Source organism: Paraburkholderia sp. BL9I2N2 (assembly GCF_004339745.1).
In the GTDB taxonomy this organism is placed as follows: Bacteria; Pseudomonadota; Gammaproteobacteria; order Burkholderiales; family Burkholderiaceae; genus Paraburkholderia.
Window position 1 is genome coordinate 1,006,491 of the sequence record NZ_SMGP01000003.1, and the last position, 16,214, is coordinate 1,022,704.

Annotated in this window: 12 protein-coding genes; 3 read left to right on the forward strand and 9 right to left on the reverse strand. The window is 62.1% G+C overall.

Translation table 11 applies throughout. From position 1 onward, the window contains the following. Positions 1 to 7 precede the first annotated feature (7 nt). Positions 8 to 445, forward strand: a complete 438-nt coding sequence (locus tag B0G74_RS35485; RefSeq protein WP_132380963.1) for an acyl-CoA thioesterase — start codon at positions 8 to 10, stop codon at positions 443 to 445. 125 nt (positions 446 to 570) lie between these two features. Here the strand turns inward: B0G74_RS35485 and B0G74_RS35490 are convergent, their stop codons facing one another. Further along, complete coding sequence (locus B0G74_RS35490) at positions 571 to 2,079, reverse strand: aspartate aminotransferase family protein (RefSeq protein WP_132380965.1); 1,509 nt, start codon at positions 2,077 to 2,079, stop codon at positions 571 to 573. A gap of 295 nt (positions 2,080 to 2,374) precedes the next feature. After that, entirely contained in the window at positions 2,375 to 3,925 is a 1,551-nt protein-coding gene (locus B0G74_RS35495; protein WP_132380967.1) for an alpha/beta fold hydrolase, read from the reverse strand. A gap of 118 nt (positions 3,926 to 4,043) precedes the next feature. On the opposite strand from B0G74_RS35495, the gene B0G74_RS35500 reads away from it, so the two are divergent. Together B0G74_RS35500 and B0G74_RS35505 are read left to right on the forward strand one after the other, a co-directional pair. Further along, positions 4,044 to 5,426, forward strand: coding sequence for a monooxygenase (locus tag B0G74_RS35500; RefSeq protein WP_132380969.1), 1,383 nt, complete (start codon positions 4,044 to 4,046; stop codon positions 5,424 to 5,426). A gap of 405 nt (positions 5,427 to 5,831) precedes the next feature. After that, positions 5,832 to 7,190: a hypothetical protein gene (locus tag B0G74_RS35505; RefSeq protein WP_132380971.1), complete on the forward strand. Its 1,359-nt coding sequence runs from the start codon at positions 5,832 to 5,834 to the stop codon at positions 7,188 to 7,190. A 474-nt stretch (positions 7,191 to 7,664) separates the two neighbouring features. Here B0G74_RS35505 and B0G74_RS35510 read toward each other — a convergent pair whose 3' ends face one another. The 7 genes from B0G74_RS35510 to B0G74_RS35540 form a co-directional block, all read right to left on the reverse strand. After that, positions 7,665 to 9,308 carry an FGGY-family carbohydrate kinase gene (locus B0G74_RS35510; protein ID WP_132380973.1) on the reverse strand — a complete coding sequence of 548 codons (1,644 nt, stop codon included), beginning with the start codon at positions 9,306 to 9,308 and terminating at the stop codon, positions 7,665 to 7,667. A 98-nt stretch (positions 9,309 to 9,406) separates the two neighbouring features. After that, a complete protein-coding gene (locus tag B0G74_RS35515) occupies positions 9,407 to 10,135 on the reverse strand; it encodes an SDR family oxidoreductase (protein WP_132380975.1) in 729 nt (242 codons plus the stop codon). A 153-nt stretch (positions 10,136 to 10,288) separates the two neighbouring features. After that, positions 10,289 to 11,572: a sugar ABC transporter permease gene (locus tag B0G74_RS35520; RefSeq protein WP_165923991.1), complete on the reverse strand. Its 1,284-nt coding sequence runs from the start codon at positions 11,570 to 11,572 to the stop codon at positions 10,289 to 10,291. Further along, positions 11,569 to 12,390 carry an ATP-binding cassette domain-containing protein gene (locus B0G74_RS35525; protein ID WP_132380977.1) on the reverse strand — a complete coding sequence of 274 codons (822 nt, stop codon included), beginning with the start codon at positions 12,388 to 12,390 and terminating at the stop codon, positions 11,569 to 11,571. The genes B0G74_RS35520 and B0G74_RS35525 overlap by 4 nt, the downstream gene beginning before the upstream one ends. 90 nt (positions 12,391 to 12,480) lie before the next feature. Continuing rightward, the gene (locus B0G74_RS35530) at positions 12,481 to 13,485 is read right to left on the reverse strand and encodes a sugar ABC transporter substrate-binding protein (protein ID WP_243658462.1); all 1,005 of its coding nucleotides are present in this window, start codon (positions 13,483 to 13,485) and stop codon (positions 12,481 to 12,483) included. Positions 13,486 to 13,777: 292 nt separating this feature from the next. After that, a complete protein-coding gene (locus B0G74_RS35535; RefSeq protein ID WP_132380981.1) occupies positions 13,778 to 14,743 on the reverse strand; it encodes an AraC family transcriptional regulator in 966 nt (321 codons plus the stop codon). A 172-nt stretch (positions 14,744 to 14,915) separates the two neighbouring features. Next, positions 14,916 to 16,169, reverse strand: a complete 1,254-nt coding sequence (locus B0G74_RS35540; RefSeq protein ID WP_243658491.1) for an AraC family transcriptional regulator — start codon at positions 16,167 to 16,169, stop codon at positions 14,916 to 14,918. Positions 16,170 to 16,214 lie beyond the last annotated feature (45 nt).

Genomic DNA, 16,214 nt, shown 5'->3' on the forward strand with positions numbered 1-16,214 from the left:
GACCGCCATGCCCGCCTCCTCATCCTCGGAACGCCTTCCCGCCCACGCGATGCCCGTGCTGCGCGTCGTGCCCCAACCGTCGAGCGCCAACGTACACGGCGATGTCTTCGGCGGCTGGATCATGTCACACGTCGACATCGCCGGATCGATTCCCGCCAGCCGGCGCGCGAACGGCCGTGTCGTCACCATCGCCGTCAATTCGTTCACGTTCAGACAGCCCGTTTTTATCGGCGACCTGTTGAGCTTCTACGCAGAAATCGTGCGCGAGGGACGTACGTCGATCACCGTCAACGTGGAGGTCTTCGCTCAACGCATGGGCATGACGGCCGACGTCGTCAAGGTGACGGAAGCTACCCTCACCTTTGTAGCCACCGACTCAGCGCGAATGCCACGCCCTTTGCCACCCATCGACCCCGCTTCCACGTCAACGCTGAACTACTCGTAACAGGCATTGGCCTCCGAAAGACGAGCGTTGCCTGATCGGCCATAGTTGAACGATGCCGAGGTTCCGGAGGCGCATATTTGATTCTGCCTTCAACGCCGAAGCGGAGTGAGACTCGAACAAACAAGTCAGGCGGTGCGGCTTGCACTCACAATCTGGTGCCCAAGCCGAACGATTTCATTGACCAGCAGATCCAGGTCATCGCGGCGGGTGCGGTGGTTGCATATCGCTACCCGCAGGCAATGCACTCCGTGCACCGTCGTGTCGGACAAGGCCGCGATGCCCGCTTCCTGTAGCCGCAGCATGATCTCGATGTTGAGCGCCTTCAATGCTCCCTCTTCCACCCCCTCCGGACGATATCGGAAGCATACGATGTTGATATTCGTTGGCGCGACCAGTTCGAGAAGGGGCTCGGCCTTGATCAGGCCGCTGAGGTAGCGACCCTGTGCGATGTTCTGATCGATCAGGCGGCCAAACTTCTCGACTCCATGCTCTTTCAGTGCCATCCAGACCTTCAGCGCACGGAAACCTCTCGTCGTCTGCAGTCCGTACTCATACAGCCAAGGGGCCGACGCGATTCCGCGCGGCGTCGGCTCCAGATATTCCGGTGTCACCGCGAACGCGCCTCGATGGGCAGAGGCGTCACGAACCAGGGCGCAGCCGACTTCAAACGGTGCGTGCAACCACTTGTGAGGATCGAGCGCGATGGAATCCGCCCGCTCGATTCCTGCAACGCGATTTGCATTTTCGGGAGCGATCGCAATCAGCGCGCCGATGCATCCGTCAATGTGCAACCAGAGGTTCTCTTCGGCGGCCAGATCCGCCAGCGCCATCAGATCGTCGATCGCGCCGGTGTTAACTGTCCCCGCTGTCGCTATCACGCAGGCAGGCTGAAATCCCGCCGCCCGATCCTCTGCGATCGCAACGCGCAGGGCGGCGAGATCGATCCGTAGTTCGACATCTGTCGGGATGTATCGCAGCGCTCGGTTTCCCATGCCTAGCGCCTCCATGGCCTTTCGGTGGCAGCTGTGGATCTGGTCCGAGCCATAGAAACGCAAGGGCCGCTCCATGGCGGCGACACCATGCTCGCGCACGTCGATGCCGGCCTTGGCGTTGCGCGCCACTGTCAAGCCAATGATATTGGCCATTGAGCCACCGCTCACCAATGTGCCGCTGGCCGAAACTGGAAAACCGATCATCTCCTTGCACCAGTTGACCACTTGCCGATCCATCAGGGCAGCAGCATGATTGCCGCCACCAAGGTTAGAGCCCTGGATTGCCGCCAGGAAATCTCCCAGTGCACCGGTGAAGTTGCTAGCCCCCATATACCAGGACCAAAAGCGCGGATGCACGTTGCCCAGCGGATAGGGCAACACGTTCTCGGCAAGCTCGTGATAGATCCCTTCCACCGGCGACGCCGACCGTGGCAGCGCTTGCTCGAATAAGGCTGTGACATCCGCCGGCATGTTTCGCCACACCGGCCGGCTGCGGACGTCGCGCAGGTAGTCAACCGCATCGTCGATGATCTGGTGGGAAAGTGTCCGCAGCCCGGTCCAATCGTCCGGATCGAGCGTTTCCTCGAAGCGCGGCTGGACTCCGGGGAAAGCGTGCGAACCAGCGGCATCTTTCTTATCCATCACGGCACCTGTTCGATCAAGGAGTAGCGTGTTCGTGTCGCGATAGCCATGCTCAGGAGCGCAGGCCCTGTCGGCACAAGTCCGGCGGTCTGACAACCAGGAGATGAGCCGTTCATCGAACAAGAATAATCCCAAAAGGCCGCTTCCGAGAAGACGGACATTCAACGCGCGTTTGTCACCGCAGTCGAACGGTTACATCGTCGGATAACGCGATTCAGTGGCGCTGCGTAGGTAGGTTTCATCTGAATCGCACTTGCCTTGCGCTGATATATTGGCCTGCATCTCTCGGTCGCAGTCACGCCGCGAGACTGCCGACAAATTGCTTGATGTTGTCCAGGACGGGTTGCTGGTCGCCCGCGAAGACCCAGTGATCGGCACCGTCGAGTTCGACGAATCGCGCCTGCGCGATGTGGCTGGCGAGATGCCGGCCGGCGCCGATGCGAACGGCGCGGTCGCCGTGGCGGTGGAGCACCAGAGTCGGAACGGAAATTCGGCCCAGGAGATGCCGCACATCCATATCGCGCAACGCCTCGAGCACGCCCTTGATGGCTCCCGGGCTCGACGCGGCCCGCAGCAAGCCTGCCCACCAGGCTCTCGCCTGCGAATCCCGGGAGAGGCTCGGCGCGAATGTTTCGATACCGGCAGGACCGCCCCAGACGGCGACGAGCTGCCGCAACCACGCGTCGTACTGGCTAGCCTGCAGCGCGTGCGGATAGTCGGATGCCGCGCTCCCCTTCGCCAACGAGCCGAAGAGAACGAGGCCGGCGACACGGTCGGGGTGATCAGCGGCAAATTTGATACATGCCGGTCCGCCCTCGGACGCGCCGAACAGAACGACCCGGCGGCTGCCAGCGGCGTCAAGCACGGTGCCGATGTCCTGCGCGGTCGCGTCGACGCTCGGATTGAACCCGACCCGGTCGGAAAGCCCGATGCCGCGACGATCGAGCAGGACAAGACGACCCATCTCAGTGAGCGCGGACAGGAACGCCCGGCACCGGGGCTCCTCCCAGACCCGTTCGACGTGGGACACGAAACCGGGGAGCACCAGAATATCAATGCGGCCGGCACCATAGGTCTGGAACGCGAGATGGACGCCGCCACCGCTGACGTAACGCGTCGACGGCGGGTCCTCGATGGGTAACATTGCGCCCGCATCGAGCAGCGCGCGGGTCTCGGATTCGGGGGCTACATTGAGCTCGTCGTGAAGGCGCTGCGTCAGGGCCTCGAGGTGCCGCTGGGCTGTGGCCCGGTCTCCGGTGAGCAGAAGGTTGCGGATGAGGTGTCGGCCGTACACTTCGCTGAGCGGATCGAGCTCAACAAGACGGCCGGCATGGGCGGCCGCGGTTATGTACTCACCGGCCGCATTCTTGTCGTGCACCACTCGCTCCAGCGCCTGGATCGCCCGGCCCCGCAAGGCCTCCCGGCGAAAAAAAGCCCACTCGTCGAACTGCGGGCAGTCGCCGGGCGAAAAACCTTCGAGAAAGTCGCCGGGATAATGACGGCAGGCCCGCTCGAACTCGCCGCGGTCGCAGGCTTGCTCGAACAGCTGGGAATCCAACTGCAGGTCGATCGCTGATGACCATCGAACCGTCGACCGGTCGGTGGCGAGAACGTCGTCGCCAAGCGTGAGCTGGAGGCGATGCAACAGACGCCTCAGCCGCGCCCGTACAACCTCTTCGCGGCCTTCCGGCCACAACATCGTGGCGAAGACGTCACGCCCGACTGAGCCGTTCGCTTCGGCCAGGTAGACCAGCAGGGCCAGGCCCTTGCGCAGGGGCAGCTGACACAGCCGGCCGTCCCGACGGATCTCCGGAAATCCAAGCGTCCGCACGCTGAACAGAGCCATGGCGAGGCGACCCTCAATGACGGCGTCCGGGGGACGCTCAGGGGACGAAGCAATCCTACCATTCCCCGCAAGCGATGGTCACTGGACTCATTGCGACGGATTGAACTGGAGGATTGCCATGAAGAACCTGGGCGAGCATGCGATCGTGATCGGCGCCAGCATGGGTGGGCTCCTGGCCGCCCGCGTGCTGTCGGATTTCTATACCACAGTCACCTTGCTCGAACGCGATGCGTTTCCGGCAGCAGACACACCGCGCAAGGGCGTGCCACAGGGTCGTCATACCCATGGGCTCCTTGCGCGCGGCAGCGCGATACTCGAGGAATTCTTCCCGGGATACAACGCCGAGGTCGTTGCCCAAAGCGGCGGCTTGATCGGTGATGTCGCCAACGATGTGATCTGGATAGGTCGCAACGTCAGGCTTGCTAACGGCACGAGCGACCTGATCGGTCTGCTTGCGAGCCGTCCCGTGCTCGAAGGCCATCTACGCCGACGGCTCCTCGGATTGCCGAACGTGCGCGCCATAGAAAGTTGCGCTGTGCGTGGCCTTGCCACCGACCCCGTTCGCAGGAGCGTGACCGGTGTGCGCATATGTGTCGAGGGCAAGCCGGAAGAGACCTTCAACGCGGACCTTGTCGTTGATGCGACTGGCCGTGGCTCATCCAGTGCGGCGTGGCTTGAAGCACTCGGCTACCAACCTCCCGCCAATGAGAAGGTCGAGATCGGCATCTGCTACACGACCCGTACCTATCGACGTCGGCCTACTGATCTTGACGGCAAGCACGGTATTGTTGTCGCCGGTAGTGCGCCGAACTGGCGCAATGGTGTCCTGCTCGCGCAGGACAACGACAGCTGGATCGTCAGTGCCGGCGGTTTTCTCGGCGACGACGCACCGGACAACGACCAGGGCTTTCTCGCGTATCTGGCGACGCTGCCGACCATGGAGATTCACGACGTTGTCGCAAGAGCGGAACCGCTAACCGATTACAAGCACTACCGCTACGCCTGCAGCCTGCGCCGGCGGTACGAGAAGCTTGCACGCTTCCCCGGGAACTACCTGGTTTTTGGTGACGCCATCTGCAGCTTCAATCCGGTCTACGGGCAGGGCATGACCGTCGCGGCAGAGGAAGCGCTGACGCTGCAGCGGTGCCTGCGCGCGGGCTCGAATGAGCTTGCGCCTCGATTCTTCCGGGCGGCCGCGAAGATCGTCGATATTCCGTGGGACATCGCCGTTGGCAACGACCTCCGCCATCCACAGGTCAAGGGCGCGCGCCCGCCGATGCTACGTTTCATCAACTGGTACATTGGCAAGCTTCACCTTGCCGCAACGCGCGACAGCGCGCTGGCGACGGCGTTTCTGAAGGTTGTCAACCTGATGATGCCGCCGTCGTCGCTGCTCAGCCCTGCGATCGCCAGGCGGGTCTGGCAGGGCAACCGGAGGCCTGTGCTATCGGCTCGCTCGCCCGCAATCGAAGCAGCAAGGCGAAATAGCGCATCGTCGTGACCGGGCATCACGGTTGACCGGCGCAGGCGTCTAACGCGCGCTCGTCACGAACGTTTGCCACGGCCGACAAGCGAAAGGCAATCTCGCGCGAGCGAATGGCCGTTGGACTTTTGCAAGCGGTCGTTGCCGGTCGCGATGACGAACAGCACATGAGGGTCGAGAAGGCTCATTCGTCAATAACGAAAGCTGACAGTCGCCGACACCTGGTCGCGAATGTCGGCAAAGCGACCTGCAACGGCCGCACGTTCCTGATCGGCCACGAATGTCGCCGGGCACAAGGCCGTCAGCATCCGGGCCGTCAGAACGGCTCATTTTTTTGGATGATGATGACAACTCCGAGGACAGTCTCCCCTCCCTTATAATCCCCGCATTGACAGTGATTTCATCGGCGGAGAGCCCCACTTTATGAGTCAGCCAAATGGGCGATATCCGGGATCGCGAGGCAAGGGTCCGCGTCAATCGCGCCAACCCTCAAATACGACATCCCACCGACAGAACAAGCCATACGTAAAAACGCCGCCCGCGCGAGACCCAGCCCAGACGGCGTCCATTTTCAAAACGCGTTCGTTTAAATGGCTTGTCGACGCGGTGGGCGCGGAGAACATCGCACTGGGACTCGAATCCAACCTGGCGCGCGTGGCCGAGTTGATCAACGGCGAGAGATTCACACCCGAGACGGCTTTCCACATTGAAACGACGCTCGGTCTACCCGACGGGTTTTTCGATCAACCCAATCCTGCGCTCACTTCCGAAACGATCAGTCGTTTGAGGGCGCCGCTCAACTTTATTCGCGCGAATGCTGAGCCAGAATCGGCGGACGGGCAGCCAGTGGAACCGGCTCCTGCAGTACTGGCGAATCACCACCCTACCCCCACTGACCGTTTGCCCAGGAAATCAGAAATGCCAAAGAGAACCGATGGCGACTCGCCACAGGCCGTCGCGAAGCGCAACCCTGCAGCGGCAAGAACTGCCACGGCTCCCTCGTCGAAACCGGCATCAGCGAAAGCCAAAGCGTCTATGAAGTCCGGGGCCCAGCAATCCTTGCCGTTGACCGACGTGGCGGCTCTGCAAAACATTCGTCGCGCAAACCTGCACGTACTAACGTCCCGTAAGGGATCGAAGGTGCGGCTCAGCGCAGTAGTGAATATCAGCGCCTCCAATCTAGACAATCGTCTGTATGGACAGAAGCGCATGGACGACGCTGAAGCCAACCGTTTCACCGAACGCCTTGGGTTGCCGACTGCCTGGCTGGACGTTCCGCGTTCAGTCTCAGACATTCCTGAGTCTGTCTCGGCTCTGCTTGATCCGCTGTCGGGTCGATCTGCATCTGATCAGCAGGAGCTTCCTGCCGCGAAAAGGCCGGAAGCGGTGGTGGCAAGAAAATCCGCGACAAGAAAGGCAAAAGCCGCGAGCAACCGACACGCCCAACCGCCCGAGGCGGATCACCCCAGCGGCAGCGTCGTTACGAAGGCAGTCGTGGAGCAACAGGATCCGGGACTTCCGCATGCCTCCGATCTGGCAATCCAGCAAACTGTCGACAGCGATTTCCCGCCGTCCGCCTCCCACCAGCAACCTGCGGCGGCTTCCATCACAGAGGTCATCGCGGAGCCGCGCCGTTCTGCTCCCGTGACCAGCCTTGGCGATCTGATCGGTATTGAACCGATCGCAGAGGCGCTGATCAAGACGCTCGCAGGTAAGGCACGAACCGGTCGTCTTGACGAAATGAAAGCGCTGGAACTATTGCGACAGATCGTGTCGCTCTGACCTGAACGGGAGTTGACCGGAATTTTGCGGCGGGCGCGCTGCCAGGTTCGCCCTTGATTTCAATGCATTTTGTGACGGCAAGTTGATCCTGGCTTGATGCGGACTGCGAGGCGGTCCCGCTAAAATACCTCACCAAATCAGGCGCTTCCTGTCTGCCGTTTGCCCCCTTCCCGTTTTGCTCGCTCCGCCGAAGTTTTCGCATGCCGGAGTGACGCCTGCCCTGCACTCGGCGTGCGGAACTCTAGTCGTGTCGAGCCGATGGAGATTATTGCCGTTCAAGCTAACCGCCGTTGCTTCGCATCCAGGTCAGCGACGCCCGGCAGCAAATGATGCGCAATGCGTCCGATCGGGAAATCGAAAGTTCCGCGCAGGTTGATACTTTCGAGATCTGCCAGCGGCACGACCTCGATCTTTTGCCGATTGACATGAATTCAATCATTGATCTCTCTGGCAAACGCGGACTGAACGTCGGGCCTAGCGAATTTCCCTGGCCACGGTCTGCAACTGCCTGAAGGCGCGATACCGCGCCTCGTGCAATGCCGCAATGTCACCCGTGTCCGACTCGTAGATCCTACCGATCTGCGACATTCTGGCCATCGCCGAGCGTACGTCGTCGAACAGGCCGCCAGCCACGCCGCCCAGGATCGCCGCGCCCAGCAGCACGGGTTCTTCCGCCCGCGTCGCAAGCACGGGCTTTCCCGTCGCATCGGCGAGCAGTTGCCGAACGAGATCGAGTCGCCCCGCGCCGCCGCTGATCACCACCCGCTCGATCGGTGCACCGGCCATCGCCTGTGCTTCGATGATCTGGCGAAGGCCGTAACCGATACTGCAAATGCCGGCAATGTAGAGGGCGACCAGACTGTTCAGGTCGTCCTCCATTCCAAGGCCCGCAATCACGGCTCTTGCGTGTGGGTCGGCCAGCGGGGCACGGTTTCCCAGAAACTCCGGGACGACATGCAGGCCGTTGGCCAGCAACGCCGCGCCCGACAGGCTGTCCGCCGCCTGCGCCGCGAGACCGGCGAGCATCACCGGCAGTGGGTGGCCCTCGTGCTCTGCGCGACGTCGGACGTCTGGGGCAGCGGGGTGCATCGAAAGCAGTCGTTCGATCGCCGCGCCCGCTACCGATTGGCCGCCCTCGTTGAGCCATGCATCCGGCACCATCGCCGAAAAATAAGGCCCCCACACGCCGGGCACGAAGACCGGACTGCGGGTCGTGGTCATCGTGCACGATGAGGTGCCGAAGACGTAAGCGAGGCAGGACTCGGGCTCGCCGTCGGCGCCGACCGTGCCGATCCCCCCGGCATGGGCATCGATCACGCCCGTGGCGACCGGCGTTCCGGTTCGCAGGCCGAGCTGCGCGGCGGCGTCTTCGGTCAGTCCGCTGCCCAACGGCGTACCCGGGTCGACGACCGTCTGGCCGATGCGCGCAAAAGCCTCGTCCGCCAGCACGCCGAGGCCGATGCTCCGAAAGTAACTCTCGTCCCAGCGCCGCTCGTGCGCCAGATAAGTCCATTTGCAGGTGACCGTGCAGGTGGATCTCGACAAGTCCCCGGTCGCGCGCCAGGTCAGGAAGTCGGTCAGGTCGAAAAACTGCCACGCCGCCTCGAACACGCCCGGCCTGTTTTCGAGGAGCCACAGCAGCTTCGGTGTTTCCATTTCCGGCGAGATCTTGCCGCCGACAAACTTCAGCACCTCGTGGCCCGTCGTATTGATGCGCTCCGCCTGTGCCACGGCGCGGTGATCCATCCAGACGATGATGTCGCGCTCGGCTTGCTCGGAAGGGCCCACGGGCAGGGGCCGGCCGCCCTCGCCCAGCACGACGAGCGAGCAGGTGGCGTCGAAGCCGATGCCGGCGACCTGATCGGGCGAGACGGCGGCCTGCGACAGCGCATCCTTCACGGAATCGCAGACGGCGGTCCAGATTTCGCCGCTCGACTGTTCGACGATGGAGCCGCTTGCATGGAACAGTGTGATGTCACGCCTGGCCGAGGCCACCATGCGACCGGCAAGGTCGAAGATTCCAGCCCGGGCGCTGCCCGTGCCCACATCCACCCCGATGACATGGAGCGCATCGCGTGCGCTGTCTGTCGCGCCGGAGGTCGAGTTTTCTGATGTCATAGCTCGCTGCCTGGTCACTGTCTGCTCATTGCCTTTTTGGGGGAGGCGTTCCATGTTGACGGCGAGCCACACGACCGCGCCCGCGTCTGGCACGCATTTCAGAGATCGACGTTGTTTGGAAGAATCACGAGATCGCGGATGGTCACGTTGCGCGGCCGCGTCAGCATGAAGAGCACCGCATCGGCGACCTCCCTGGCCTGCATCAGGCTGCCCGAAGCGAGCGCTTCGTCCATCTTCGCCTTCGGCCAGTCGTCGAGCAGTGCGGTGACGACCGGGCCCGGGGCCACCGCGCCGACCCGCACACCATGCTTGGCGAGCTGGCGCCGGGTCGTGTGGACAAAGGCCTGCACCGCAAATTTGGACGCGGTGTAGATCGGCTCCCACACGACCGGGACGATGCCCGCGATGGAACTGGTAAAGATAATGTCACCCGATTTCTGCGCGACCATGTGCGGCAGCACGGCGTGGACCGATCGGAACGCGGCATTGACGTTCAGGTTCAGTACGCGATCCCACTCGTCCGGATTTCCATCCACGACATCGCCGCCGACGTAGGCGCCGGCGTTGGCATGGAAGATATCGAGGCCGCCGGCCAGCTCGAGGATTCTCGGCAGCATCGCGGATACCTCCGACGGCTGCAACAGATCCACGGCCAGCGGCAGTGCGTTCGGCCCCAGTTCTGCGCACAGTTGCACGAGCCTGTCTTTCGCACGGTCGATCAGAACGACCTTTGCGCCTTCCGCGAGCAGGGTGCGCGCGCACTCCAGGCCGATGCCCGATGCCGCGCCCGTGATGGCGGCAACTTTTCCTTTCATGGATTCACTCATTGACTGCTCTCCTGTGTCGACCGGAGTTAGCGCTTTAGCGCTTACTCCGGTCCCATGCGGTTTGATGGCGGTCGACCGGAGTTAGCGCTTTAGCGCTTATTCCGGTCCCATGCAACCCCGGTCCCGTGCAAAACGATTGCTGGACTGTTCGACTTACGCGCGACCATGCGAGACGCGGGACTGCCGGGCAAGCGAGTCGACGATCACCGCGATCGCCAGCACCGCGCCGGTGATCATGAAGCGCAGCGAGGACGACAGGTTCAGCAGCGTCAGGCCGCTGGCGATAGACTGGATCACGATAATGCCCAGTACTGCGGAATACGCGCTGCCTCGGCCGCCGAACAGGCTGGTGCCGCCGATCACGGCCGCTGCAATGGCGTTCAGGTTCACGTCGCCGGTGCCGGCCTGCTGACTGGCCGAGGCGAGCCGTGCCGCGGTCAGCACGCCGCCGAGTGCGGCGAGACTGGCGCACAGTACGAAGGCGCTGGTGTAGATGGCGCCGACATTGATGCCTGCCCGTCTCGCAGCCTCGTGATTACCGCCGACCGCGTTCATCGACCGGCCCCAGCGCGTCCTTGTTAGCGCATAGTCCATCGCGACCGAGAGGCCGAGGAAGATGCCGAACATCAGTGGAACGCCACGTCCCTGGTTGAGGTAGGCAACCACAGCCTCCAAAAGTACGGTGATGGCCAGGGCGCGCACACAAAGACTGCCCACGGAGGGCGCCGAGAGATTGGATGCACGGCGGCGCTCACGCGTGCGCAGCCCGATCACCAGCATCACGACACCGGGCACCAGCGCAAAGAGGTACGAAACGACAGCCGGGATGATGATGAGTTGCCCGAGGTTCACCATCGTCGAACCATAGGGGAGGTTGATCGACCCGGTAGCACCTAGCACATACAGCTGCATCCCGAGGATCGCGAGCAACCCGGCCAGCGTCGCGACGAAACTCGGCATGCCGAGCCGGTTGAGCAGAAACGCGTACAGGGCGCCGACCACCGCACCGACGACGACCGCGGCGACGATGGCCAGCAGCACCGGCCAGCCGTGGTTGACCCAGAGCATTCCGACGAGGGCCGAAGCAAAGCCGCTCATCGAACCCACCGACAGGTCGATCTGCCCCACCATCAGCACGCAGACGATCCCCAGCGAGATCACGCCGACCGTCGAGCAGTCGAACAGCAGGTTGACCAGGTTGTCGGCCGAGAGGAACACCGGGTTCAGGCTGGTGAACACGGTCCAGATGATGATCAGGCCCGCGACGACCGGCAGCGATCCCAGATCGCCCGAGCGCACCCGCTCGACGAAGGCGGCCACGGTACCGCCGACTCCGGTGGCGTGCTTGACGCGGACATCGCTGCGGTCGAGCAGCGTGGACGGCTGTGGCGCACCTTGCGGTTCAGGCTGCGAGCCGCCTTGAATATCGTTGCTCATGACGGTTCCTTAGTCTGGGTGCCCTGTTCGGCCTGGCGTCGGCCGGCGCGACGCGACACGGCGTTCTCCGTGGCGCCGGTGATCGCGGCCACCAGTTCCTGATTCGAGGAATCGGGATAGAAGACGCCATTGTTGCGGCCCAGCCGCAGCACCACGATCCGGTCCGCCACGGCGCGAACGTCCTCCATGTTGTGGCTGATCATGATCACCGCGTGACCGCGGTCGCGCACCCGCTCGATCAGATTCAGCACCTCGGCGGTCTGCGCCACGCCCAAGGCTGCCGTCGGCTCGTCGAGCATGATCAGCTTCGGGTCCAGCAGCAGCGAGCGCGCAATTGCGACGGTCTGGCGCTGGCCGCCCGAGAGCGACGCAACCACATCGCGCACGCTCGGAATACGCGCCGACAACTCGTTCAGCAGCGTCCAGGCCTTCACCTCCATCGCGACCTCGTCGAGGCGCAGCGGATTCAGCTCGCGCCCGAGGTAGATGTTCGCGACGACGTCGAGGTTTTCGCACAACGCCAGGTCCTGGAACACGGTGGCGATGCCGAGATCGAGCGCCGCGCCCGGATTGGACAGCGTGACCTCCTTGCCGCCGAAGGTAATGGTGCCGGCGCTGGGTTGATGGACCCCGGCTAGAACTTTCACCAGCGTCGATTTGCCGGCTCCGTTGTCGCCCACCAGGGCGACCACTTCGCCGGCATGCACGTCGAGCTCGATGTCCGTCAAAGCCGAGACCGCTCCGAAGTGCTTCGAGACGCCGCGCAGGCTCAGCACCAGTTCGCCGCGCCTGGATCGTGTCGTGGAGTTGTCAGTCATGGGACGGATACCTCATTGAGAGTAGAGGGACCCGGCACGAGCCGGGTCCGTCGGGCGTTTGCGCCGCATTTGCGTCGGGTATGCGCCGGATCAGTAAGTGATTCCCAGCTTCTTGCATCCTTCGGCATACCGATCAGTACACAGATCCTTGCCGCTCGCGAACCCCTTGTCGACAACTTCCGCCTTGAGGTTCTTCGCCGTGATGACCGCCGGCTTGAAGAGCTGGGACGGCGTATTGAAGAGCGTCGTTTCAGCCTTCGGCGTCTGGCCGGAAAGGAAGCCGACCGCCACCTTCGCCGCTGCGGCGGCGACGATCTCGCTCGGCTTCAGGATTGTGTTGTACTCGTCGCCCGCGATGATCAACTGCAATCCCGCGAGCGTCGCGTCGTTGCCGGTCACGGGGGGCACCGGGTTGACGCCGGCTGCCTTGAAGGCCGCGACAGCCCCGCCGCCCGTGCCATCGTTAGCGGCCACGACACCGACAATCTGCGAGCCGAAGCGCGTGATCTGCCCGCTGACCCACTGCTGGGCCTTCGGGGGTGCCCAGTCCGGTGTGTCGTACTCGGCCAGCGTCTTGTAGCCGCTCCCCTGCAGTCCGGCGTGGATGCCCTTCTTGATCAGTCCCGCGGCCGCGTCGGTCGGCGAACCGTTGACCTCGAGCACGCCGCCCTTGGTGGTCGGCACGCCCGTTTCCTTCAGGTGCTGGACGAGTGACTCCGCGATGGCCTTGCCGATGCCTTCGTTGTCGAACGAAACGTAGTAGTTGGCCGGCGTCGAGGGCACGGGCCGGTCATAGGCGATAACCTTGATACCCTGGCCCTGCGCCATGTGGACCAACGACGCGGCGGCCGTCGAGTCGACCGGGTCGAGGACGATCACCTTGGCGCCTTGCGCGATCACCGAGTTGAACTGCTGCTGCTGCGTCGAGACATCGGCATTGGCATTCTGGTAGAGGACCTTGCAGTCGGGGCAGAGCTTGCTCATTTCGGCTTTGAAGCCGGGGAAGTCATGCTGTTCGTAGCGGGTCGACGCCTGGTCGGGCATCAGAAAGGCGACCGTGCCACTGGGGGCGGCCAATGCCGCCGTGTTGCTCAACAAGCTCAGGCTCAGGGCGCTAGCGCCGATTAGTTGGTTCGAAAGTCGGGTCATCGAATGTCTCCATTATTAGAAAAATTCCGGCGTAGCTGCTGCCGTGTCTGCGTCGCGAGTGAACTCCTTGTTGTAGTTTTTCGTCGTTGCTAGCGGCTTCCAGACCAATGCCCATCACCTGCCTCACTTGCGTTGGCCCGATCATGGGAAAGTTGCCGCGTCGTGTTTCATATCCCATGTACTGCGCGATGTCTCCGTTCCACGGGCTGAAAGTGTTGCGCCTTTATTTATCGTGTAGTCATCGCCGGTCTTGCACAACTGCGGCATCAGGTGATTCAGCACCACTGGCAGCGTTGAGTTGCTGGTATGCGCGCCATCGCGAAGGCGACATGTCCTTAAGGGAAAGGAACTGGCGGTTAAAATTCGAGAGGTTATTAAAGCCGACCTGATAGCAGATATCGGTGATGTTCAGTTCACCCGACATCAGTAACTGACACGCAAGATTAATGCGCAGCCGGTTCACATAATGCACGAAAGGCACGCCGGTGTGCCGACGGAAGTATCGCGAGAAGGCACTGACGCTTTGTCCCAAGAGTTCGGCCAACTCCGTTTCGCGCAACTCTTGCGACAGGTTCTTGCCAATGTAGGAAAGCACGTGATTGATGCGCGCCTGCGCATAGCGCGCCGGGTCCGCACAATAAGCAGCACTCGCCAGTTTCACCGGCGCGACGCTTTGCACGAGCAAGTCAAGCAAAGCAAGAAACAACGTGATGCGCCGCATGCCTTTCGCGCCCAGCATCTCGCGCATGATCGGTTCGGCAGCCGCGCCCGTTTCTGGTGTGAACAGTACACCCCAACGCGATGCATCGAGTAACAACTCGACGCGTTTAAACTCCGGGAAAAGCTTGATTGCGCGCGTAACGAACTCTGCATCGAATTGCAGAATAAGACAGCGTTCATCCACACGGTCGCCCTGCGGCACATTGCTGACCCAGTTGTGCGGCAGATTCGATCCCACCATCACGAGATTGCCAGGCGCGAAATTGCCGATGTAATCGCCTACGAAGTATTTGCCCGTGGTCGACGTAATCAGCTGAATTTCGTATTCAGGATGGAAATGCCAGCGCACCGTGCGATAGGGATACCCATGGGACCAGATCTTGAACGACTCGTCGCGCGGCACGGCGACCAGTTCCAGATCCGGCTGAGCGATTTTGGCGTGGCGGGCATCGGTACGCGCCGTGACACCCAGCGTCGTGTGCATCTGTCTTCCTCCTGAGCCCATTCTGCTTTTGACAGTCGCATATGTCGCATTGCGTCCGCTATAACAGAAAGTTAGCCCCGCCGCGGACATCTCGCCACTGAAAATAAGACCGCGAACTGATACTTTATTGCATTGGGGTAAATCCGTACGCCATCAAGTGACAACGCTCCCCTCACCCATCCTGGCCCATTCCCTTCCGATACAGACTAGGTGAATTTCCAGTCCACTTCCTGAAAGACCGGCGAAAGCTCGCCGCATCCGAGAATCCAATGCGCTCGGCGACCTGATCGATAGGAAGCCGCGTGTTCTCGAGAAATTCGATGGCGAGCGACCGGCGCACATCGTTCAACAAGGTTTGATACGAGTAGTTATCGTCGGCCAGCCGTCGATGCAAGGTTCGCAGTGACATGCCGAGTTGGGCGGCCATCTTCTCGGCGGATGGGAACACGCCCGGTGCGTTCAGGCAAGCCATGCGAATCTGCCGCGGCAGTTCGGGAATGCCATCGCGTTCTTCGAGAAGACGATCACACAGTTGCTGGCAGATTTGCGCGGTAATCGGATTCGCATTCGGACACGGACGGTCCAGTACATGCACGTCGAAATGCCACTCCATCGTATCGGCGCCGAATTCCACGGGACAGTCGAACATCCTCTCGTAATTCCGCCAATGTGGCGGCGCCGGATACGCCATGACCATGCGCTTCGACGGAAAAGGCGCTTCCAGCACCCGGCTGAATAACACCGTCATCGAGCTTCGCCAGAATTCGGCGACAAACGGCAACATGTCGCCGAGCGATGCGAGCCCGTGACTGCTCAGAATGCCGGTATTGCCCTCGGTGGAATAGCGGATCTGCAAAACCGCGCCGGCCATCCTGACATTTTCGACGCTGAATTTCAGGGCGTCTCCAAAGGTCGTACTGCTGACCATGGCATAGCCATAGATGCCGAAGTCACTGATCCTCTGACGCGCACCCGCGAGCAATCCAACATCGGCTCTTGTTGCAAGCCGTTGGGCGTTTCGATAAATGGCGAGGCGTTGACGATGCGAAATTCTCGCCTGCGAATCCTCCAACTGGTTCGCATGGACGCCCGTATTCGCGAACAGTTTGTTGACGGAAACGCCCTCCGCGGCCAGTTCGGCGGCGAGCGCGGCCAAGCCCAGAAGACTCTGCGTCGGCGCATCGAGATCCGGATGCAATGGCGTGATGATTTTCGGTGGTCGCACGATTTGTCTCACTCCAGTTGCGGACATGCTCGCACATTTTCCCGATCTTCGTCGAGCACGTTTGGCACAGTTTGACACGGCAATTGGCAGGGTTGGACGTTGCCGCTCAATGGGCTCGCTGAGATAGTAACCATCAACGGCGCACGCCGAAAAACAGATGGAGACAAGCCCTGAAGCCCCCAGCCCACCCCGCTCCAGCACTAGTGACAACCCTGATCGGCGCTCATCCTGAAACCGTGGATGGCG

What these genes read in the sequence shown, in the direction of transcription:
- B0G74_RS35485 (WP_132380963.1), top strand. Translation starts at nt 8, where the DNA reads ATGCCCGCCTCCTCATCCTCGGAACGCCTTCCCGCCCACGCGATGCCC.
- B0G74_RS35490 (WP_132380965.1), bottom strand. Translation starts at nt 2,079, where the DNA reads ATGGATAAGAAAGATGCCGCTGGTTCGCACGCTTTCCCCGGAGTCCAG.
- B0G74_RS35495 (WP_132380967.1), bottom strand. Translation starts at nt 3,925, where the DNA reads ATGGCTCTGTTCAGCGTGCGGACGCTTGGATTTCCGGAGATCCGTCGG.
- B0G74_RS35500 (WP_132380969.1), top strand. Translation starts at nt 4,044, where the DNA reads ATGAAGAACCTGGGCGAGCATGCGATCGTGATCGGCGCCAGCATGGGT.
- B0G74_RS35505 (WP_132380971.1), top strand. Translation starts at nt 5,832, where the DNA reads ATGAGTCAGCCAAATGGGCGATATCCGGGATCGCGAGGCAAGGGTCCG.
- B0G74_RS35510 (WP_132380973.1), bottom strand. Translation starts at nt 9,308, where the DNA reads ATGACATCAGAAAACTCGACCTCCGGCGCGACAGACAGCGCACGCGAT.
- B0G74_RS35515 (WP_132380975.1), bottom strand. Translation starts at nt 10,135, where the DNA reads ATGAGTGAATCCATGAAAGGAAAAGTTGCCGCCATCACGGGCGCGGCA.
- B0G74_RS35520 (WP_165923991.1), bottom strand. Translation starts at nt 11,572, where the DNA reads ATGAGCAACGATATTCAAGGCGGCTCGCAGCCTGAACCGCAAGGTGCG.
- B0G74_RS35525 (WP_132380977.1), bottom strand. Translation starts at nt 12,390, where the DNA reads ATGACTGACAACTCCACGACACGATCCAGGCGCGGCGAACTGGTGCTG.
- B0G74_RS35535 (WP_132380981.1), bottom strand. Translation starts at nt 14,743, where the DNA reads ATGCACACGACGCTGGGTGTCACGGCGCGTACCGATGCCCGCCACGCC.